This is a genomic window from Spiroplasma endosymbiont of Tiphia femorata, from assembly GCF_964020225.1.
Lineage (GTDB): Bacteria > Bacillota_I > Bacilli_A > Mycoplasmatales > VBWQ01 > Spiroplasma_E.
Window position 1 is genome coordinate 521,809 of sequence record NZ_OZ026544.1, and the last position, 21,779, is coordinate 543,587.

Consider the following 21,779-nt stretch of genomic DNA (forward strand, 5'->3'; position numbering starts at 1 on the left):
TAAGTCCTTGTATACTATATATGCTATACAAGGAGTTTTTATATAATTTTAAAATAAAATATATTAAGAAAAAGGAGGCAAAAAATAACAAAATAATATTTAAAAAAAATAATACAATTTCAAATTTTTACTTTTCACAAATATATATTCCTCCCTACAATTATTTTTCAATATTTTTTAAATAATAAATAATAGTAATAAAGTGTACTAGTTTATAAACTAGTACACTTTATTTATAAATTATTTTACATTAAAAATTTGTATCTCTTAAAGCCGCTATTGGTTTATTATTTTTTTTATAAAGGATATTCTTATAAAGAGTAAAAAGTAACATCAAAATTATGTATAAGATTAAAATTGCAAAGATATAAATAAAGAAAGTAGTTAAACTTTTATGAAAATCTAAAAATGGATATGGAAATGAATAATCAATTTCTGTTGTTCCTTTTCTTAAAAAACCAACAAAATTTCCTTTAGCAAGTGCATAACCTAAATATACAAACATGTAAATAGAAATAATTGGTATTCAAAGATATGTTTGTTTTCCAAGTTTTCAGTAGTATTTACCAGCAGAAAACATAAAATATAAAATCACTATCACTGGTACTATTAAATGTAATAAAAATGTATTTATAAAATTTAATATGCTAATACTATTACTACTATCTAAATTATTTATCATTGGTTTAAATAATACAGCAAAAAATACGATAAGAGTTACGGTAATATAAACAGTAATTGCTAATGAAAAGCGCCCAAAAACAAATTGTGCGCGATTGTCATGAAAACGATTTGTTAATACAAAACAAAAGAAAAGAAAAACTAAAAAATTTGACTGAATAGTAAAGGTAGAAATCATTGTTCAAATACCAACTCATGGGCCATCTGGAGTTCATAAATTATGAGGATTAGGTGTTCCAACTGTTATTGGTTTATACTCAATTAAAACTATTGCAAATTGCATTATTAGACCTATAACAGCAATAATTAGTCCAGATCAAAGTAAAAAATCAGAAAATTTACTTTTAAATCCTATATTTTTTCCTATTCCCATATGGATCAACTCACAATTCTATATTTTTTCTATTTTAATTACATTATACATGATATTATAATAAGTATGTAAGATATTAGAAAATTATTAATAGCAACTAAATGAAATAATAAGGTGATGTTATGTATCAATTATATTTAGATACAACAAATAACAAATTAACAGTGGTGATTTTGCAAGCTAATAAAATTTTAGCAAGTTCATCATTTATTGCTTGACAAAAACAAACAGAATTGGCAATTCCAACTATTACTAATTTACTTGTAAAATGTAAAATAAAATTAAAAGATATTTCAAAAGTAGTTATTGCAAATGGTCCTGGCAGTTATACTGGAATTAGAGTAGCAATTACTTTTGTCAAAACACTTAAAGTTTTGAATAGTTTTTTAACGGTTTTTACTATTAATAGTTTATTATTACAGGCAGGATTAATAAAATCAATAAGTGTTTTGTCAGCATACAATAATAAAAGTTATTTGGCAGTATGTGATAATGGAAAAATAATTATTCAGCCGCAATTAGTAGATGAAAATGCTAAAATTGGTATTATTAGTGATTTACTAGATTATAAAATAATTGAAAATTTAGAAAAGTGTAATATTGTGGAAAATTTTCAAAAGTTGTCACCATATTTTATCGAAGTAAAAAACATGGAAGATTTGCAACCATATTATATTAATGATCCATTTTCATCACATAATTAAAAAATAATAATATTTAAATATTTTACATTAGTTTAAAAAGGAGCTTTTACATGCTTATCAATGATAATTTTTGATCTAGAGTATCAAAGGAAGAAAATAATTTCACAAAAAAAGAAAAAGTTCTTATTAACTATATTAATAAGAATAGTCAAAAAATGGATCAAGTTACTATTAGTTCTTTGGCTAAAGAAAATACTGTTGGTTATAGTGTTGTTTATAATTTAATTAAGAAATTGGGATTTAAAGGTTATCGTGAATTTATCATTAGTTTAGCTGCGCAAGAAACTACTTTCAAAGCTTTAAATCGTGAGTTTTTTGGTGATCGTAGTGTTTTAAAAGAACATTATAAAAAACTAATGGATTTAAATGATTCAACGATTAATTATGAGGAATTACAAAGATTTATTAATTGAATAGATGATAATCGTAAAGCTTGTATTTATTTAGCAGGCATTGGTCATTCTGGTTTAGGTGCGGAGGATTTATCAAATAAATTATATCGGTTTGGTTTACGATCAATCTGTTTAAATAAAGATGATGATAGTATTTTAATGCATGCTTCTTTAATTATTCCAGAAGATGTAATAATTCTTTTTTCATTATCAGGTAAAACCGCTACTATTGTTGAAGCAGCTAAACTTGCTAAAAAGAATAATGCTAAAATTGCAGTTGTTACATCACAAGATAAAACTGAATTAGTGACTTATGCTGATTGAACATTTAATATTGTTTCTTCAGGACTTTATGAAGCACAAGAAATATTTATTTCTCCATTATTTGCTATTACTTATTTTAATGATTTAGTAACAACATATTTATTAAAATCAAAGCATAAAGATTGATATTTAGAAAATAGAATTAAAACTAATAAAGTAATTAAAAAATTTAATTAATTTTTTAAATAAAAAAACTGTTTTTTTTAAAATAATAATTTAATATTATGTCATGAATATTTATTAAGTAAGGAGATGAAGTATGTTGTCTAAACAAGATGATATTTTGACAGTAGAACACGTTTTTCTTGAATCTGATTGTAAAACACAAGCAGAAGCTTTTCAAGAAATAGCAACTTCTGCTAAAAAATTAGGTTTTTTGAAAAAAAATATTAGTGAAAAATCAGTAGTTAATAGTTTTCTACAAAGAGAAGGAGAAGGAACTACTGGTTTTGGTGGTGGTGTTGCTGTGCCACATGCTCGTAATGAAGATATTGTTAAATCAGGAATTTTTATTATGCGTTTTAAACAGCCAATTCCTTGGAAAGCACTAGATGAACAACCCGTTAAAGCAATTATTGCTTTAATTGTGCCACTAAAAAGTGCTGGTAATGAGCACTTGGAAATTTTATCAAAAGTGGCACAAAGATTAACAAAACCGGAATTTCAATCAATATTATTTAATTCAAAAGATAAAAAAGTAATTATTCAATCACTAAATATTAATAATAAATCTAATGTTGAAACTAGTAGTAAAACTATTAGTGAAGATATGAAAGGTTCTTCAAAAAAAACTAAAAATATTATAGCAATTACTGCTTGTCCAGTTGGGGTAGCACATACTTATATTGCACAAGATAAATTAGAAATTGCTGCAAAAAATTTAGGTTATAATATTAAAGTTGAAACTCATGGTAGTATTGGTATTAAAGGTGCTTTTACAGCAACTGATATTGCCAACGCTGATTTAGTTATTATTGCAGTATCGGCCGGTGTTGCAGATTTAAAATTAGAACGTTTTAATAATAAACCATTATATAAAGTAGAAATTAGCAAAGTTATTAAAAATCCTGAAAGTATTGTTAATGATGCTTTTGCTAACGCAAAACCTTATGAAATAAACAAGTCAGAATCGGGACAAAAAGCGGAAAAAGAAAATAAATCAAATGATTTATTTACTACTGATAAACAGGGAATTATGAAACATATTATGGCTGGTGTTGGCTATATGGTTCCATTTGTTGTTTTTGGTGGAATTATGTTAGCATTATCAATTGGTATTGCTAAAGCAGTTTATGGTGTTGACTTTGATATTTCCAAGTTACCACATAATCATTTTCTTTATTTTATGAATCAAGCTGGAAGTATTGCTTTTACATTAATGATTCCAATTTTAGCTGGTTTTATCGCTAATTCAATTGCAGGACGTGCTGCCTTGGTTCCGGCAATGGTAAGTGCATATGTTGCTAATACAGCAGGATTAGTTTATCCAATTGCTGGTTTAGAGCCAAAGGTTTCTGCTGGATTTTTAGGAGCATTATTAATTGGTCCAAGTGTTGGATATTTAGTAAGATGAATTATTACTTGAAAAGTACCAAAGACTATTGCTCCAATTATGCCAATTTTCTTTATTCCTATTGTAGTAACATTTTTAATTAGTTTCACTTTTATTTATGCAATTGGAGCTCCAATTGGTTGAATAATGGAACAATTTCAAAATGGGTTAACCCACATGCCACGTGAAGCAATGGCAGCAATTGGAATGTTGCTAGGAGCCATGATTGGATTTGATATGGGTGGTCCAATTAACAAAGTTGCTTTTTTAGCAGCCTCAACAACTATAACTGCTGATCCTAGTTCACAATTATTTATGGGAGCAGTAGCTGCAGCTATTCCTGTTGCACCACTTGGAATGGGTTTAACAACTTTGATTTTTCGTAAATTCTTTAATGAAAGTGAACGTACATTAGGTTTAACAGCAATGTTAATGGGGTGTATTGGTATTTCTGAAGGTGCGATTCCTTTTGCAGTAAGAGATCCAAAACGTGCTATTATTAGTAATATTATTGGTAGTGCTGTTGCTGGTAGTATTGCTGGTGCTTTCTTATTAACTGATGCTGCTGGTCATGGTGGTCCTATTGTTGCTATCTTAGGTGCAGTTAGTTCAGTTAATTATGTGCTTTGGGTAAGTATTCTTTTATTCTTTTTAGCCATTATTGTTGGAAGTATTGTTACTTGTTTAGTATATGGTGGATTATTAATTATTCAATCACGTAATATTAAGGTTTTTAAATTAATGAATGAAAGAATCATGAAAATATTTAATAGTAAAAAAACTAAATCTAAAAATAGTAAAAATAAAGTTTAATTGAACAAATAATCAAAGTTTAGGAGAGTGAATATGAATAATAGCACATCACAAATAATTTTTTTAAAACCTGCTTTTATTCGCAAATTGTGAGGTAGTCAAAAATTAGCACACAAATTTAATTTTGATTTACCTAAAAATACACCAATTGGTGAAGCATGATTAGTTAGTGCTCATCCCAATGGAATGAGTTATGTTTTAAATGGCGAGTATAAAGGATTAAGTTTAGCAGAATTGTTTAAACAGCAACCTAGTTTATTTGCTAATCTTGATAGTTCAGGTAGTGTGATTAATAAAGAATATCCATTGTTAACAAAAATTTTAGACGCAAATGATAGTTTAAGCGTTCAAATTCACCCTGATGATAAATTCGCAGAAAAAAATCATCAATGTTTAGGAAAAACTGAATGTTGGTATATATTAGAATGTTTACCCAAAGGTAGAGTTATTTTGGGTCATAATGCTAAAACCAAAGATCAGTTTAATCAATGATTGGCAAAAGAACAATGACATAAACTATTAAAATATATACCAATTAAAAAAGATCAATTTATTTATGTTCCTTCTCTAAAAATTCATGGTTTATTGGCACATACTATGGTTTTTGAATTACAACAATCATCAGATATTACATATCGTTTATATGATTATGATCGTAAAGATGAACTTGGTAATTTACGAAATTTGCATTTGAAAGAAGCATCAACTATTGTTTTAGCTCCTGATTTAAATAGTAGTGAAGCTAATGGTCATGATAATTATTTAGTTGATAACAAGTTTTTTAAGTTAATTAAATTAATTAATGAGGGAATTAACCATTATAGTTATCCTAATACTAGATGATTGCAAATCTCAGTATTGGATGGTAATGGTATAATTGATGATACTAGTATTAAAAAAGGTGACTCATTTATTTTACCAAATGGTTATACTGATTTTTGTTTAAGTGGTAATATGTTGTTGATGGTTGCATATTGCTAATAAATAATTATTATAGTTTTTTTAATGCTTGTTCCAAATCATTTCACAAATCTTCAACATATTCAATACCAATTGAAAGACGAACAAGACCTTCTGAAATATTTGCATCTGCTAATTCTTGTGCATTATAAGTAGAATGTGTCATTGAAGCAGGATGTTCAATCAATGACTCAACTCCACCTAAAGAAACTGCCAAAATTATTAATTTTAAATTATTTAATAGTTTGATTCCTCCATCATATCCACATTTTAATTCGAAACTAATCATTGCTCCTGGTAATTTCATTTGTTGTTCATAAAGTACTTGTTCTGTTGCTGAATTAGTTAGTCCAGGATAAAATACTTTTTTAATCTTAGGATGTTCTTTTAATCTTGCTGCAATTATTCTTGCATTTTTGCAAGCTCTTCATAATCGTAATTCTAAAGTTGATAGTCCTCTTAAAACAAGAAAGGCATCATGAGGTGATAATACAGCTCCTGTTAAATCTTTTAATCCTTCAAAACGAATTTTATTTATTAAAGTACTTTTACCACAAACAATTCCGGCCATAACATCAGAATGACCGTTAATATATTTTGTTGCTGAATGGATAACAATATCAGCACCAAAAATTAATGGTTTAGTAATGATTGGTGTAGAAAAAGTATTATCAACAATTACTTGAATTTGCGGATTATATTGATGGACAATATCACTAATTGCTTTAATATCTAAAATTTCTAAAGTAGGATTAGCTGGTGTTTCGAAAAAAACAACTTTAGTATTTGGTTTTAAATTTTTTTTAATTTCATCAAGTTTAGTAAAATCATCAAAATCAACTTCAATTTGAAAGCGTGATATTCCTTTTTCAATAAGTGAATGAGTACCACCATAAATTGTTTTTGATGATAATAAATGGTCAGTAGCATTCAATAATGTTCAAAAAGTAGATGCAATGGCCCCCATACCCGATGAGAAAGCAATTGCTTCTTCTGATCCTTCTAAATGTGCCATTCGTTTTTCTAAAACAGTTGTTGTTGGATTACCAATTCTTGTATAAACATATCCTTCTTCTTGTAAATTAAATATCCTACCACCTTGTTCGGCACTATCAAAAGCAAAAGTTGTTGATAGATAAATAGGAGGTAGAGCGGCTCCAAATTTATCATTATAATTACCACAATGAACTAATTTAGTTGCAATGTGGTAATTATTTTTATTTTTTTTAATTTTTGTCATAATTATCTCCTTATAGATATAAATTTATTTTATTTTTATGTTATTTCCATTTAATTTGTATTTTAAAACTACCTTTTATATAAATAAAGGTAGCAAGTTTATATTAAAGTATATAAATATCTTAGATTAATGTTAACAATCCTGTTTTAAAAAAGTAGTTATAATCTAATATTCAATTTTTATATGAAAATACTACAATATCTTTTTGTTATTTTATAGTAATTTTTTTTAATAAAAAAGGTTACCTTTTTACTAGTAATCTTTAAATTCATATTTTAAATTCAATACTTATTATAGTTTTTATTAATTAACATAATTTTAGTTTATTATTGATATTTTATATAGATTAAGATTTATTTAGAATGTATTTTATTATTGTTTTAAGTATAAAATATTTAGAATTTTGAGAAAAGTGTGAAATTGTAGTAAGAATATTAAATTGGAAAGTGTAGTAATGTATCATTAAAAATGATATTAGTTTATTTTACTAATATCATTATTATATGAATAAAACTTTTTAAATTTTAAAGTACTTTTTCTAAATAAATCTTGATTTAATTTTATATTCAAAAGTTTACATATGCAATAAATATTTTTATGTTAAAAAAATAATTTATTATAATTAAAATCTATATTATATGTATTAAAATTTAATTATCAATTGGAATACAAAAATTGTAAAAGAAAATTAAATATTAGTTTACAAATGATTATTAGTTTTTCATTTTATTATAAAAATTTTAAATATATTTTAATAATAAATTATAAAAATTTATCAGAAAAAAATTCTAATGATACATTAGTTTTAAAACATTTAATTTTTCAATTTTGAAAATATAACAAAAATGAACTATGTTTATTTAAAATTAAAATATTACAGTTGTTCATTTTTGTAAATTTTAAAGATAGAATTATTTTAAACTAATGCTTTGTAAAATTAAGTTATACTAATTCCTAGAAAGTTTAATTTTATAATTATCTTTTAACTTGATTATTTTTTTAATTTATTTGTTAATTTTGATATTATTGTATTTTACTATAATTTTAATTGTGTAAAGTAAATTTTTTTATTTTAGAACTAAAGAATATCTGAAAAATTGCTATCAAATGATTTCAATTAAAGAGATATTTGATATTTTAGGTGTAGATTGTTTACTAACTCCTAAATAAGTTTTATTTTTATCATAAACTATACTTAAAAGTTCATTACTTTTTATAAGACCAATATTTAAGATTTCATTGTTTTTTGTTACGATATTAATACGTATAAATTCTTCCCCACGATTAACATATAAATATTCTTCATTAAAATTATGATATACTGTTTCATTTTCATCAGTTTTTACAAAATTATATTTTCCTATTTCTTCTAAACTGCTTTTCTTTAATAATTAATTTGTAAATAAATGCAGTTTTAATTGAAGTTTCTGTATTATAATTTATTCCATAAAAATAAAAATTATTTTTAATTTTATAAGCATCAAGTATAATAGCAGCTTTGCTATCTTTAATGACTGGAAATAAAGTTACAATATCATCTAAACTAGTAATAAATATTTGTTCAATTGTATAGTCATTATTTTTATTTTTACTAATAACATAACTATTTGAACCATTTGTAAACATTTTTGAAAATATTAAGTCAGATTTATTTTTTAATGTTAATGTATTTTTATTATTAACTTTATATGCAGTAAATTGTTTATAATTATCAACAAAATATAAATACCCACTTTTTTCATTAAATGTCATATAAAGATTATCATCAGCAGATTGTTTTATTGTTACATTGTCTTCTTTTAAATCTAATATAATTGCTACTGAACTTTTCTCTCACATTGCGGAATGAGTAACAATTATATAATGTTCGTATAGGTATACATGACGATTATTATAGTTATTTAAAAATGGATTATTACTTCCAGTTAAGCGATAAACTGTTGTTGCACTAACTTCTGGTTTAGCTTCATCACTTAAGTCTAAAATAAAAAATTGTGTTTGTGCAGTATTTTTTCCATCACTTATTAAAAATTGATAATAAATTTTTTTGTCCCATTTTTTATTATCTTCTTCATTAGTAAAAGCAATTCCTGAACCATTTTCAATTGGATATGCTCTGTCTTGTTCATAGTCTGCTAATAAAATTAGATTATTCTCTTTATCAATTGTATAAAAACCAATAATATTGTCTTTAATAATAACACCAAATATTTTATCATTAATTTTTGATATTGCTTGTAATCCATAAACTGGTATAGATTGTTCACTATTTCATTGAAAAGAAATGTTATTTGAAATAGCATTTGCTTTTATTTTTTTGTTTAACATAATATGTCTTCTTTCTTTTAATAATTTTTTAAGACTTTATTAATATTTTTTCTAGTAGTTATTTTAACTTACAAATGAAAGGTTATATTAATAAAATCTTAAATTAATTTTATTATTAGAAATTTTAGTATGCCATAAACAATTAAAACTTTATTTTTTACTTATAATTTTTAATTTATATGAAAGTACTACAATATTTTTAGTTTTTTATAACAAAAAATGTTTTGTCAATAAAAAAGGTTACTTTTTACTAGTAATCTTTAAATTTATATTTTAAATTCAATTATTATTTTATTTATAGTTTAAGTAATATTGAATATTATTTTTTGTTAATTTATAATTTATTTTTAAAATTAAGATTTATTTAGAATGTATTTTATTATTGTTTTAAGTATAAAATATTTAGAATTTTGAGAAAAGTGTGAAATTGTAGTAAGAATATTAAATTGGAAAGTGTAGTAATGTATCATTAAAAATGATATTAGTTTATTTTACTAATATCATTATTATATGAATAAAACTTTTTAAATTTTAAAGTACTTTTTCTAAATAAATCTTGACTTAATTTTATAGTTAAAAATTTAGATATGCAATAAAAAAATAAAATTAGAAAAATTATTTTAAATAAGCAATTGCTTCAATTTCAATTAATGCATCTTTGGGAATTCTAGCAACTTGAACTGCTGCTCTTGCTGGAGCGTGTGTACCAAATATTTCTTCATAAACTTTATTCATTTCAACAAAGTGATTTAAGTCTTTTAAGAAAATATTAACTTTTACAATATTATTTAAAGTAATATTAGCAGCTTCACAAATTGCTTTAATATTTAATAAACTTTGCTTAGTTTGTGAAGAAATGTCAGTGCCAATAAATTCACCTGTTTTACTATTAATTGGTAATTGTCCAGAAATATATAAAAAGTCACCTGCAATTATTGCTTGACTATATGGCCCAATAGCAGCAGGAGCATTAGGCGTATGGATAATATTTTTCATAGTTTATCACTCTTTCTAAAATTATTATGTTTTTGCATCATTGAATATATTAGTAAAATGTAGCGTTATTTTTAAGTTATTTACGTGGTATTAAATAATTAATTAGTAATATAAAATTAGCATCATTAATTATTAAAACTTGAACAACTATAAATATATTTTACATGTTTTTCTTTTCATTTTTTTAATAATTATTTTTCATTTTAATTTTAATTAAATATTTATTTAATATTTTATTATCAGTATTGAAAATTAAATTTTATTTTTATTTTTTAACCTTTATAAGTGTAAAAAAAATATTATTCAAATAATTTTATCATTTTTTTAGAAAAAAAATACATTTTATGGTTCACTTTATAAAATGTTACTATATAATTTGATTACAGACCAGTAACATTTTTAAATTGGTTTGAAGATAACGTAGTTATAATAATATCTATAATAGACATTATAATTATAATTCTTAAAACATTAGGAGGAAATTTTTTATGGCAAAAAGTAATTCTAAAACAAAGACAGAAATTATTAAGATAGTGGCGCAAAAGTCTGACGTCACAATTGCCTTAGCGACTAATATTATTGATTTATTTTTTGAAGAGATAAAAGTTGAAGTTGCAAATGGTGGTAAAATTAATATACCAAAATTTGGAATATTTGAAACTATTATTCGTGAAGCAAGAACAGGTCGTAATCCCCAAACTGGTGAATCTATTGTAATTAGTGCTTCTAAAGCACCTAAATTTAAAGCGAGTTCTGAATTTAAAAAACATACTAATCAACAAACAGAAACTTTAGCTTCTTAAATTAAAAATTTTAAAAAATCAAGATAAAATGGATATATAATTTCTAATTTATATCCATTTTGTTCTACTTTTTTATATGTCAGTGCTTTTTTTTGAACTTTTAAAAATTTTAATTTTTCTCAAAAAACTAAAAAAAAGGCATTATGTTCTGAAAAATAAATAATAACAAAACTAATAGCATTAAGATAAAAAGCATTTTCTAAGTATTCAAGTTGATGTTTTTTAAAATTATTTCATGGTAATGTTAAAGACTTAGTACTTTTTGCTTCAAAACACAAATATTTACCATGATAAACTCCATGATAATCAACATTACTTTTTTCTTTAAAAATTTTATTGTTTTGATATAAAATTGATGGATTTTGTTTAAAAATTAGTGCTTGTTTTTCATTATTTATAATTTCAATAGTATAATTAATTATAGTTTCAAGAAACATTCCACGGTTAGCATAAAACATTATTTTAATTCCCCCTTACATATAGAATATTACTAACTTTGGAATAGTTTTCCTTTTAATTAAAGGAGGTATAAGTATGAATATTTGTAAAAAGGATATTATAGATAAAGAATTTACTGTTGATTATAAAGGCTATGATTCTAAAGAAGTAGATTTATTTCTTGATTTAGTAGCTACTAATTATGAAATACTAGAAGAATTTGTAAATAAACTAAAAAAGCAAAATGCAATTTTAGAAAATAATAATTACAAGTTACTTAAAGAAATTGATGTTTTAAAAACACAAATTTTAGTTTTAAAACAAGAAAAACAAAAATTAGAAGAAAAAGGTGTAGAAAATGTTGATATTATTACGAGGTTAAGCAAATTAGAAAGTATTGTACATGAAGAATAAATATGTTATAATTTTTTTCTAAAAGAATAAAAAATGAGCTAATCGCTGCATTAGTATGTAGAGGAAAGTCCACGCTCGCACTTTCTGTGATGAAAGTAATGTTTGTGTTAGAGAAAACAATAACTCTAAGCAGTAATTCTGACGGCTGACAAAAACCTAAGTTTTTTATTAAATAAGGTTCTAGTCTATAAAAGTGTCATAGAGACGAGTTTTAAGGAAACTTAAAAGCTGGAACGAGATAAACCCCACAAGCGAGAAACCCAAATTTAGGTAGGGGCATTGGTTTATTAGAAATGAATAATAAACCGAACTATTGTTTACAATAGTAGATAAATGGTTAGCACTTGCAAGAAGCAAGAACAGAACGTGGCTTATGATTTTTTTATTCTTTTTTTGTATTGTAAATTATTTGATTGAAGGTTTAAAAATGACTGAACTTTTAGTTTTATTAGATAAATTTAATTTTAGAATTAGTTGTTGTGAAAGTATTACTGGTGGACTTTTTGCTCAAGAGATTACTAGTATTGCTGGTGCTTCTAAATATTTTAGTGGTGGTTTTATAACGTATACTAATGAATCAAAAATCAATATTGTTAAAATTAAAAAAACAACCATTGAAAAATATGGTGTAATAAGTAAACAATGTGCTATAGAAATGGCTTTAAATACACAAAAAATTTTAAAAACAAATATTGCTATTAGTTTTACTGGAAATGCAGGACCTAATGCTCTAGAAAATAAACCGGTTGGTTTAGTATATGTAGGTATTGTTATCAATGATAATGTTTGATGTGAAGTGTTAAATATTTCAGGTAATAGAAACGAAATTAGATCAACTATAGTAGCAAAAGCAGTAGTTATTTTAAAAAAAATTTTATTAAGTTTTTAAATTTTAAAAAGGAATTATCTTACAGAGTTATTAATATTTTGTAGGGTGATTTTATGGAAATAAACATTAAAGAAAAAGAGCAATTATTAGAAAAGGCCATTAAGCAAATTGAAAAAGAATTTGGCAAAGGTGCTATTATGTTACTAAGTGATAGTAGTATTGGCGATATTGAAGTTATTAGTTCAGGAAGTATATTATTAGATGATATTTTAGGTGTTAAAGGTTTTCCAAAAGGTCGTATTATTGAAGTTTATGGACCAGAATCGGCAGGTAAAACTACATTAGCATTAATGGCTTTAGCAGAAGTTCAAAAACAAAATGGTAGAATAGCATTTATAGATGCTGAACATGCATTAGATCGTCAGTATAGTCAAAAATTAGGTGTTGATATTAGTCGTTTATTAATTACACAACCAGATTCAGGAGAACAAGCATTAGAAATACTAGATATTCTTGTTAAATCAGAAGCTTTAGATATGATTGTTGTTGATTCAGTAGCAGCATTAGTTCCACAAATTGAACTTGATGGTGATATGAATGATCAAACAATTGGTGCTCAAGCGCGATTAATGTCTAAAGCATTACGAAAAATTAGTGGAAGTATCGCAAAAACTAATTGTATTGTTTTATTTATTAATCAAATTCGAGAAAAAGTTGGTATTATATATGGTAATCCTGAAATAACACCCGGAGGAAAAGCATTACGTTTTTATAGTACAATTAGACTAGAAGTACGTAAAGGTGAACAATTAATCAAAAGTAATCAAATAATTGGTCATAAAATAAAAATAAAAGTTGTAAAAAATAAAGTAGCACCACCATTTAAAACAGCAAGTCTTGATTTTTGTTTTGAAGAAGGATTTTCAAAAATTAGTGAAATCATTACAATTGCTGTTGAGAAAGAAGTTATTAATAAATCTGGTGGCTGATACACTTATGAAGATGTAAAATTAGGACAAGGAAAAATAAAAGCAAAAGAAAGTTTAGAAACAAATACTTTTCTTTTAGAACAAATTAAGGAACGAATCAAGTTTTAAAAAAAACATGCTAAAATTAATGTAGGATTATTATCCTACTTATTTGTGTGTAGATATTAAAGAAGAAAAATATAAAATTTTAATTTTATTTAAGTTTTTGAGTGTAAGGATTCTTTTTCTTGTAGGTGTTTTACAGCAAGGAGAAAAATATAAATGGAAAAAAATATGTTAGCTATATTATCAAATATAAGTAGTCAACAGTTTGGAATGTGAGTAGGTATATCAATTTTTCTAGCAATGATAGTAGGGATAATTGCTGGATTTCTAATTAGAAAAATGTATTTAAAAATTAAAGAACAACAAAGTTTTACTAATATTTTAAAGAGAGAAAAAGAATCTCAAAAATTAATTCAATCCTCAAGAGCCGATGCAAAAATTGAAATAAGTAAAATGAAAAAAGATTTGTATTTAGAGATTGAATATCGTAAAGAACAAAATTTAGAATATGAGAAACTTTTAAATAAAAGAGAACGCAAATTAAGTGAACGTGAAGAAATAATTGAAACACAAACACAAAATCTTTATCATCAACGTGAAATTGTAAAAAATGTTAAATTAGAATATCATCAAAAAATTGATCAAATTATTATGGAATTAGAAAAAATTTCTGGTATGAGTCGAAATGAAGCAAAAGATGAATTGTTTAGTAAATTAAAAGAAAAATTATCATTAGAATTTAATAAAATTATTAAAAATCATGAATATAATATTAAACTTCAATCTAAAGAGTTAGCCAATAATATTGTTAGTGAAGCAATAGAACGTTATGCAAGTAATTTTATTGTTGATAAGTCAGTATCATATGTTAAGTTACCTAATGAAGAAATGAAAGGCAGAATTATTGGTAAAGAGGGTAGAAATATTAAATCTTTTGAGTTAACAGCAGGTGTAGATATTATCATTGATGATACGCCAGAAACAATTCAAATTTCTTCATTTAATCCGATCAGAAGAGAAATTGCAACTAGAGCTTTAGAAGATTTAGTTAAAGATGGAAGAATTCATCCAATTAGAATTGAAGAAATCTTGAGATTTCATGAGCAGGAATTAAATGAAGGTTTTAAAGTTGATGGTAAAAAAATTATTGATGAGTTAAAATTAACTGGTTTTGAACCAGAGTTAGTATCTTATATTGGAAGATTAAAATATCGTACAAGTTATGGTCAAAATGTTTTATTGCATTCCTTTGAAGTTGCCAAACTTGCAGGAGCAATGGCAGCTGAATTGGGTTTAGATGTTAATATTGCAAAACGTGCTGGTTTATTACATGATATTGGTAAAGCTGCTGATTATGAATTAGAAGGTTCACATGTTTATAATGGTGTGATTTTAGCAAAAAAATATGGTGAAAGTGATATTATTATTAATGCTATTCATTCTCATCATGGTGATGTTGCAAAAGATAATGTTTATTCTTCTTTAGTTTCAGCTGCTGATACATTATCAGCAGCTAGACCTGGTTCAAGAAATAATTCATTAGAAGAATTTATAACTAGAATTAAAGAAATTGAAGATTTGTGTAAATCTGTTAAAGGCGTAGAAAAAGCATATGCTGTTCAGGCTGGAAGACAAATTAGAGTTATTGTGGATCCTAAAGTTATTAATGATTTTGATGCTCATATATTAGCAAGAAACTTAAAACAAAAATTAGAACAAATGATTACAATACCAGGCGATATTCATATTACTGTTATTCGTGAAGTAAGAGCAACAGAATTAATTAATTAAAAAATTAATTAATTATTTTTTAGAGAACCCTTAGGTTCTCTTTTTAACTTTATAAAATATATAATTTGTTAATTCAAATATTTATTTTTTTATGTTTAATTTATTTTTTCATTATTATTTTAGTGTTAAAATAATATAGTCTTAAAAATAGAGGAGAATATAAATATGAGTTTTGCTGAAATTATGTCAAAAAAAGTACAAAAAACATTAGAAAAAAATTTAAGTAAAAAAACTTTAACCATGGAAAATATGGAAGCAACAATTAAAGAATTTAGATTAATTTTGTTAGAGGCTGACGTTAATTTTAGAGTGGTTAAAACTTTAACTAATGAAATTATTAATAAAGCAAAAGGTGAATTTATTAAAGAAGGCTTAGATCAAAAAGAAATGTTAATTAAAATTATTCATGATGAATTAACAAAGATTATGGGTACTAAGAATGTTGAATTAGATTTATCTACTAATCCTACTGTTATTATGATAGTTGGTTTACAAGGTTCTGGTAAAACAACAACAATATCTAAACTAGCAAAGTTGTTAACAGATAAATATCAAAAAAATGTTTACTAGTTGCAGGAGATATTTATCGTCCAGCTGCTGTTGAACAATTAAAAGTTTTAGGAAAACAATTGAATATTGAAGTTTTTTCCCAAAAAAATGAAACTCCTACTAATATTGTTAAAAATGCTCAAATATATGCTAATAAAAATAAGTTTGATGTAATATTAATTGATACAGCTGGAAGATTACACATTGATGAAAAATTAATGCAAGAACTAGCAGAAATAAGAAAAATTACTTCACCAAAAGAAGTTTTACTTGTTTGTGATGGTATGGCAGGACAAGATATAATTAATGTTGCTATTGAGTTTAATAATACTATTCCTATTACTGGAAGTATAATCACTAAATTAGATGGTACTGCTAAGGGTGGTTCAGCTCTTTCAATTTCTTATTTAACAAAGATTCCTGTTAAGTTCTTAGGAATGGGTGAAAAGGTAACTGATTTAGAGGTTTTTTATCCAGAAAGAATGGCAGAACGTATTTTAGGAATGGGTGATCTTACTACATTAATGGAGAAGGCCGAAAGTATAGTTTCAACTCGTGATGTTGAAGAAACTATGAATAGAATGATGTTAGGTCAATTTGATTTGAATGACCTTGTTAATCAAATGAAGCAAATTCAAAAAATGGGTAAATTGGGCTCACTTGTAAAAATGATTCCTGGTATGTCTGCTAAAATTAGTGATGCTAAAATTAGTGATGCTGAAACTGATTTAAAAATAGCAGAATATATTATTGCTTCAACAACTGCTCAAGAACGTGAAAAGCCACAAATTTTACGTTATCCAACTAGAAAAGCAAGAGTATTAAAAGGCTCAGGTCGTTCAGAAAAAGAATTAAATAAAGTGCTAAACCAATTTGAAAAAACTAAAAAAGTTATGGATCAAATTGCTGGTCAGATTAAAAAAGGAGAAATGCCAAATATTCCAGGATTAGATAAGTTAATAAAAAGTTAGAAAAATAAAAAAAATTTGTTATTTTTTGTTAATTTGTTAAAATTTATTTAACTCAAGAAATGTATAAAACTTTGATTTCTTGAGTTTTTATAGATATTATTTTATTAAAATTTTTTTAAATTTTCTTCTTTGTTTTTAAAAATTTAATTTATTTTTTAAAGTAAAACTAGATTTTAAAAAGAAAATAGTGTTTAAATAGTGGGTTATTTTAAATTAAAAATATAGCAAAAATTTATTTTTTCTTTTTCAGTTGCTTAATAATATTTAGGGAACAAGATAACTTTGAATTGTGTTTAGTAAACAAATTAAATTCAGTTAGGAGACAATGATTATGAAAGATACGTATACATCTGTTCGATTAGCTCAAAAGCCACAAAATTCTTTTGCTTGCTATCGATGTGGTAGAGTAATTTTGATAGCTGATTACTTAGAAGGAATAAATATTCAAGTTAATTGCAGTCGTTGTGGCTTTAAGAAGCGTGTTAATAGTATAAAGATAGAGAAAATAAACAGTAAACCAAATTCAGCGCTAAATTCTAATGAAATTTCAAAAGAAAAGATAAATGAAATTTTTAATTCCTAAAACTATTAAATTTGTAATTTTACAAATTTGGAGAAGTGTTGGTTTAATTGATTTATTAATTATTTTAATGGTAGTTGGATTTGCTTCAATTATTATTTTATTATTGCAAATTGATATTATTTTTAAAATATTAGCTGTTATTTTAGTTGGTTGTGCTACTATTCCGCTTACTTTTTATTGACAGCCAAGAAAAAAAGGATGAGAAATTATTTTATTATGATTTAAATTTCATAGTAAAAATCGTTATTATAAATCTGAAAAAAATTCACAAATATTAGTACCATTTAAAAAAATTATTAGTAAGAATGTGATGCAATTAAATGTGAAAAATACAAATTATACTAGAGCTTTATTATTGGAGGGTTTTAATATTACATTATTATCTAATGAAGAAGCCTCAAATAAAATTAAAGATTTAGCTGCAGCTTTTAAAATTATTAATATTTCTATGTCTTTAATAAAGATTGATATGCCTTTAGATATAACTGCACAAACTAATTTTTATAAAGAACAACTCGAAAAAATTGATTTAGAAAATATTAGTGAAAAAGCAAAATTAGCAAGAAAATTTCAAATGATATCAGCAATTAATGCTAATAATGAAATTCAAAATCAAAATGAAATGACGCAACCATTTTTTTACTTATTTTTTTATTCATCAAATCAAGAAAAATTAAAAGAAGAAGTAAATGCTTTTAAAAATTATATCAGTCGTAGTGGTGTTAAAGCTAGTGATATTAATTGTTTTGAAATGATGGTTGTTTATAGTAAATTAATAAATTCTAATGAAAATGCTTCGTTAGAAGAAATGTTTACTACAAAAAAAGAAGAAACTGTTAAAAGTAAAGATTTAACTAATGATTTAGCGATTAAAGAATTATTAGTTCATAAGAATAATTTAGAATTTGCTAATTGTTTTCAAACTGTTTATAACATATATGATTATCCATTTGAAGTTTCAGCAGTCTGATTAGCAAATTTAGTAAATATTCCGAATACTAGTTTAATCTTTACTTTTAATAGTATCAGTGAAGAAAGTGCTAAAAAACAATTGAATAAAGCTATGCAAAATTTAGCAACTTTAAATTTTATGACAAAATCATTATCAGAACGAAGAGATTATGATTATCATTATCAATCATTAAATGAATTATTAGATCAAATTGCTGGTGGTGGTGAAAAAATATTTAATACTAATCTATCATTAATAAGATTTGCAGTTTCATTATTAAATGCTGTTTCTTGCATTTCTTCATTATGATGTGTGGTTTCCATAGGTAATAAATTATGGATTATTTCACTTGCACCAGCAATTATGGTAGGTACTGCATAAGCATTATTAAAATCATTATTAATACCCATAGCAACACCACTACTAATTAATGTTCCACCAGTAGCCATATTGGCTATTTTACGTATAGTTTCAAATTTACTTGGTATTAATTCAGTAATTCCAGCAACTAAATTAGCAATACCATATGAATTAAGACTAATAAATGTATCTCAATCCATTAAATGATTATCAGTAGTATTGGGATTGCTTAATAATAAATCTGGTGGAAATGGGTCAACTGTTGTAGTACTAGTAGTAGTTATAGGAATAGGTGTTGTAGTTGGTTCTATAGGATTTGTAGTATTAGTAAATTTAGCATAATTAACTATTCCAATTGTTCCTAATCCTAAATTTTGGGACGGTAACAAAAACGGAGGATATAATTACTTTTTAAACATTTCTTTAAAATTATAGACAAGAAATAATTGTAATTATATGCAATTGTAAATACATCTTACTACTAAATTAAATTAATTGCAATTAAAATACAAATATTAAAAAAATGAAAAATAAAATTAATATTTATACACAACAAAAATTCTTATTAAATTAAAAGTTAATAAGTTTTCAAAATTTTAATAAAAAAATAAATTAAGTTATGTTTTTAAATTTATTTGATTACATTTAAAAATAACCATTTTAATATAAATATTTATGTTATAAGTTCTATTACCAAGCATTTCTTTTAAAATATGTCAAATATTACCTTCTGTAAAACAACCTATATTTCACTTTGCACCTTGATTTTCAATACCTTGTTTATTATTTTTAAAATATTGTTTTTTTAATTTTTTGTGATTTTTTAATATTTCATTCATATATTTTATTAACTCATCATATTGACCATTTTCAATAAAATTTCTACAAATCTTATATTCATCTCAATATTTTCCTTTATTTCCAGCGATTATTCCAACATATAATTTTTTAACTAAATGGAATTTATCTAAAACAAAACTTGCATCTAAATAATCAGCAACTTCTTTAATTCATCCTGCACTATCTCCACAAATAATTATTTTTGCTTGGTCAAAATTTTCAAAAAATCTATTTCCTTGTTCTTTAATAAATTCAGCAGTTTTTTTAACACCAATTGCTGTTTTTGTTGGTCTTATTATTACATCTGCTCTTTTATTAACTAATTTATGATTAACATTATCTGTACAAAATAATACTAAACGCATTGAATATTTACCAGAATTGCGTTTAAATTTTCAAAATTTTCGATGTCCATCATCAATACTAATATAAATAAATTGATTTAGTTCTAATTTTATTTTAGGAACATCTAATTTATTAACTTGATATTCTTGAAATAATCTACTAATACTTGTTGTACTAAATTTTGTTTGCTTCATAGTATGTAAAATATCAACATATCTTTTTCCATCAGCAAAATGTTCAATAACATTATTTTTTATATCCTGACAAGTTCTTTTATATTTAGGTAATTCTAATTCTTCATCTAATAAACAAACTCTTACTCATTTTTTTAATTGTTCATCATAATATTTATAATCACGACATTTATAAGTAACAAGACCATTGATAGTATTTCTAGTTCTTTCTTTAATTTTAACTGGAATATATTTTATATCTCTTTCTTTTAATATTCTTCAATCTGTTTTTTCTCATTGATTTTTTATATCATCTCTAAATGATTGATACATTCTTTTTGTTGCTTCTTTTAAAGTTCATAAATAATTAAAACTCATATTTTTTCTCCTAACTATTTTAAAAAATTCTAAATTTATTGTAAATATATTTAAAAAATTAATTTACTTAATTATTATATAAATATATAAGTGTAATTTTAAATAAAATAAAAATTATTTAAAAAACCACTTTCATATTTAAAATATAATAAACAATTTCAATATAATTAATAGTATAGGTCTCATAAAATAAAGGCCTTTAATTTAGGCTTTATTTTGCATTTAAAAGTATACTTGTAAAAATAATCAAAAATAGTACAATTTGTAAGTAAAATCAATGAAAAAAGGAGAATTTATGAGTAAAAAAAGATGTAAGACAAAAATAAAAATTAAAAAACCAAAAAAACAAAATAAATTTAAAAATCAAAATCATGAAATACTTGTAAATAAATATGAAGTTGAAAATACTAAACTTATTTTTTGTCAAAAAGAAGGATGTTTTAAAGAATGAACTAATGTTATAGATATAGATGAATTTGGTAAATTTTTTTTCTGTCATAAACATGCAAATGAATATGAAGAAGAGTTACCAAGTATTATAGATAATTTACCAAAAGAACAAGCAATAAAAATAATTGAAGCAAGCAAAAAATATAGGGAGTAATTTAAAATGAAAAATATATTAACTATTTTGGGAGTAATAACTTTAGGTTGTATTATAACTTCAAATGTTATTGCATGTGAAAAACCTAATTTAGATAAAGAAAAATATAAAATAAACGAACAAGGAGAAATAATATATAATTTTCAAGAAAAACAATCATACATAATAGGATTTACAATAGATAGTCATATACATGAATCAAATATTTTTATAAGCGATATTCCTTTAAAAACAACAATTTATGGCCAAGGAACACAATATTGAACATATATTAATATTAATCAAAATAAAGCATGAACTACTGGCTGATATACAAATAATTTAATATACTTAAAAAAAGGAGTAATTTAAT

19 protein-coding genes, 1 other RNA gene and 2 pseudogenes are annotated in these 21,779 nt (G+C 24.1%); 16 read left to right on the plus strand and 6 right to left on the minus strand.

Translation table 4 applies throughout. The features are described 5' to 3' along the window. Positions 1 to 250 precede the first annotated feature (250 nt). Positions 251 to 1,054, minus strand: a complete 804-nt coding sequence (locus AACK83_RS03075) for a hypothetical protein (RefSeq protein ID WP_338959364.1) — start codon at positions 1,052 to 1,054, stop codon at positions 251 to 253. Between the two features lie 122 nt (positions 1,055 to 1,176). Here AACK83_RS03075 and tsaB point away from each other — a divergent pair, with 122 nt between their 5' ends. The 4 genes from tsaB (at position 1,177) to AACK83_RS03095 (ending at position 5,820) form a co-directional block, all read left to right on the plus strand. Continuing rightward, positions 1,177 to 1,758 (plus strand): tRNA (adenosine(37)-N6)-threonylcarbamoyltransferase complex dimerization subunit type 1 TsaB, encoded by a 582-nt coding sequence (gene tsaB, locus AACK83_RS03080; RefSeq protein ID WP_252320355.1) that lies wholly within the window; start codon positions 1,177 to 1,179, stop codon positions 1,756 to 1,758. Between the two features lie 50 nt (positions 1,759 to 1,808). Beyond that, on the plus strand, positions 1,809 to 2,651 hold the full coding sequence (locus AACK83_RS03085) for a MurR/RpiR family transcriptional regulator (RefSeq protein WP_252320354.1): 843 nt from the start codon (positions 1,809 to 1,811) through the stop codon (positions 2,649 to 2,651). Positions 2,652 to 2,733: 82 nt separating this feature from the next. Beyond that, a complete protein-coding gene (locus AACK83_RS03090; protein WP_338959365.1) occupies positions 2,734 to 4,839 on the plus strand; it encodes a fructose-specific PTS transporter subunit EIIC in 2,106 nt (701 codons plus the stop codon). Between the two features lie 33 nt (positions 4,840 to 4,872). Continuing rightward, the gene (locus AACK83_RS03095; protein ID WP_338959366.1) at positions 4,873 to 5,820 is read left to right on the plus strand and encodes a type I phosphomannose isomerase catalytic subunit; all 948 of its coding nucleotides are present in this window, start codon (positions 4,873 to 4,875) and stop codon (positions 5,818 to 5,820) included. A gap of 10 nt (positions 5,821 to 5,830) precedes the next feature. Here the strand turns inward: AACK83_RS03095 and AACK83_RS03100 are convergent, their stop codons facing one another. From AACK83_RS03100 to AACK83_RS03110, 3 genes are all read right to left on the minus strand, one after another. Further along, positions 5,831 to 7,039 carry a trans-sulfuration enzyme family protein gene (locus tag AACK83_RS03100; protein WP_338959367.1) on the minus strand — a complete coding sequence of 403 codons (1,209 nt, stop codon included), beginning with the start codon at positions 7,037 to 7,039 and terminating at the stop codon, positions 5,831 to 5,833. A 1,350-nt stretch (positions 7,040 to 8,389) separates the two neighbouring features. Next, positions 8,390 to 9,367 carry a hypothetical protein gene (locus tag AACK83_RS03105; RefSeq protein WP_338959368.1) on the minus strand — a complete coding sequence of 326 codons (978 nt, stop codon included), beginning with the start codon at positions 9,365 to 9,367 and terminating at the stop codon, positions 8,390 to 8,392. Positions 9,368 to 9,982: 615 nt separating this feature from the next. Then, complete coding sequence (locus AACK83_RS03110) at positions 9,983 to 10,363, minus strand: RidA family protein (RefSeq protein WP_252320861.1); 381 nt, start codon at positions 10,361 to 10,363, stop codon at positions 9,983 to 9,985. Positions 10,364 to 10,851: 488 nt separating this feature from the next. Between AACK83_RS03110 and AACK83_RS03115 the strand changes: the two genes are divergently transcribed. After that, positions 10,852 to 11,166: an HU family DNA-binding protein gene (locus tag AACK83_RS03115; RefSeq protein WP_252320859.1), complete on the plus strand. Its 315-nt coding sequence runs from the start codon at positions 10,852 to 10,854 to the stop codon at positions 11,164 to 11,166. Here AACK83_RS03115 and AACK83_RS03120 read toward each other — a convergent pair. Further along, positions 11,163 to 11,624: a Holliday junction resolvase RecU gene (locus AACK83_RS03120; RefSeq protein WP_338959369.1), complete on the minus strand. Its 462-nt coding sequence runs from the start codon at positions 11,622 to 11,624 to the stop codon at positions 11,163 to 11,165. The two genes, AACK83_RS03115 and AACK83_RS03120, sit on opposite strands and share 4 nt — an antisense overlap. 76 nt (positions 11,625 to 11,700) lie before the next feature. Between AACK83_RS03120 and AACK83_RS03125 the strand changes: the two genes are divergently transcribed. The 9 genes and pseudogenes from AACK83_RS03125 to AACK83_RS03165 all read left to right on the plus strand — a co-directional run bounded on the left by AACK83_RS03125 (position 11,701) and on the right by AACK83_RS03165 (position 19,108). Next, complete coding sequence (locus AACK83_RS03125) at positions 11,701 to 12,018, plus strand: DivIVA domain-containing protein (protein WP_338959370.1); 318 nt, start codon at positions 11,701 to 11,703, stop codon at positions 12,016 to 12,018. Between the two features lie 29 nt (positions 12,019 to 12,047). Further along, an RNA gene (rnpB, locus tag AACK83_RS03130) (RNase P RNA component class B) lies at positions 12,048 to 12,397 on the plus strand. Positions 12,398 to 12,445: 48 nt separating this feature from the next. Next, the gene (locus tag AACK83_RS03135) at positions 12,446 to 12,907 is read left to right on the plus strand and encodes a CinA family protein (protein WP_338959371.1); all 462 of its coding nucleotides are present in this window, start codon (positions 12,446 to 12,448) and stop codon (positions 12,905 to 12,907) included. 53 nt (positions 12,908 to 12,960) lie between these two features. Next, a complete protein-coding gene (gene recA, locus AACK83_RS03140; protein WP_338959372.1) occupies positions 12,961 to 13,944 on the plus strand; it encodes a recombinase RecA in 984 nt (327 codons plus the stop codon). Positions 13,945 to 14,097: 153 nt separating this feature from the next. After that, complete coding sequence (gene rny, locus AACK83_RS03145) at positions 14,098 to 15,672, plus strand: ribonuclease Y (protein WP_252320144.1); 1,575 nt, start codon at positions 14,098 to 14,100, stop codon at positions 15,670 to 15,672. Between the two features lie 240 nt (positions 15,673 to 15,912). Continuing rightward, positions 15,913 to 16,029 (plus strand): annotated as a pseudogene (locus AACK83_RS03150) (signal recognition particle receptor subunit alpha); the annotation flags it as partial. 120 nt (positions 16,030 to 16,149) lie between these two features. Continuing rightward, positions 16,150 to 17,192, plus strand: a pseudogene (locus tag AACK83_RS03155) (signal recognition particle protein). A 331-nt stretch (positions 17,193 to 17,523) separates the two neighbouring features. Then, on the plus strand, positions 17,524 to 17,775 hold the full coding sequence (locus AACK83_RS03160) for a hypothetical protein (RefSeq protein ID WP_174480064.1): 252 nt from the start codon (positions 17,524 to 17,526) through the stop codon (positions 17,773 to 17,775). Beyond that, on the plus strand, positions 17,756 to 19,108 hold the full coding sequence (locus tag AACK83_RS03165) for a hypothetical protein (RefSeq protein WP_338959374.1): 1,353 nt from the start codon (positions 17,756 to 17,758) through the stop codon (positions 19,106 to 19,108). Before AACK83_RS03160 ends, AACK83_RS03165 begins: the two co-directional genes overlap by 20 nt. Before the next feature lie 596 nt (positions 19,109 to 19,704). On the opposite strand, the gene AACK83_RS03170 is transcribed toward AACK83_RS03165, so the two are convergent. Next, on the minus strand, positions 19,705 to 20,823 hold the full coding sequence (locus tag AACK83_RS03170; protein ID WP_338959376.1) for an Mbov_0401 family ICE element transposase-like protein: 1,119 nt from the start codon (positions 20,821 to 20,823) through the stop codon (positions 19,705 to 19,707). 295 nt (positions 20,824 to 21,118) lie between these two features. Here AACK83_RS03170 and AACK83_RS03175 point away from each other — a divergent pair, with 295 nt between their 5' ends. Further along, complete coding sequence (locus AACK83_RS03175; RefSeq protein WP_338957601.1) at positions 21,119 to 21,427, plus strand: hypothetical protein; 309 nt, start codon at positions 21,119 to 21,121, stop codon at positions 21,425 to 21,427. Positions 21,428 to 21,433: 6 nt separating this feature from the next. After that, the gene (locus AACK83_RS03180; protein ID WP_338957603.1) at positions 21,434 to 21,778 is read left to right on the plus strand and encodes a hypothetical protein; all 345 of its coding nucleotides are present in this window, start codon (positions 21,434 to 21,436) and stop codon (positions 21,776 to 21,778) included. The last annotated feature ends 1 nt before the right edge of the window (position 21,779 follow it).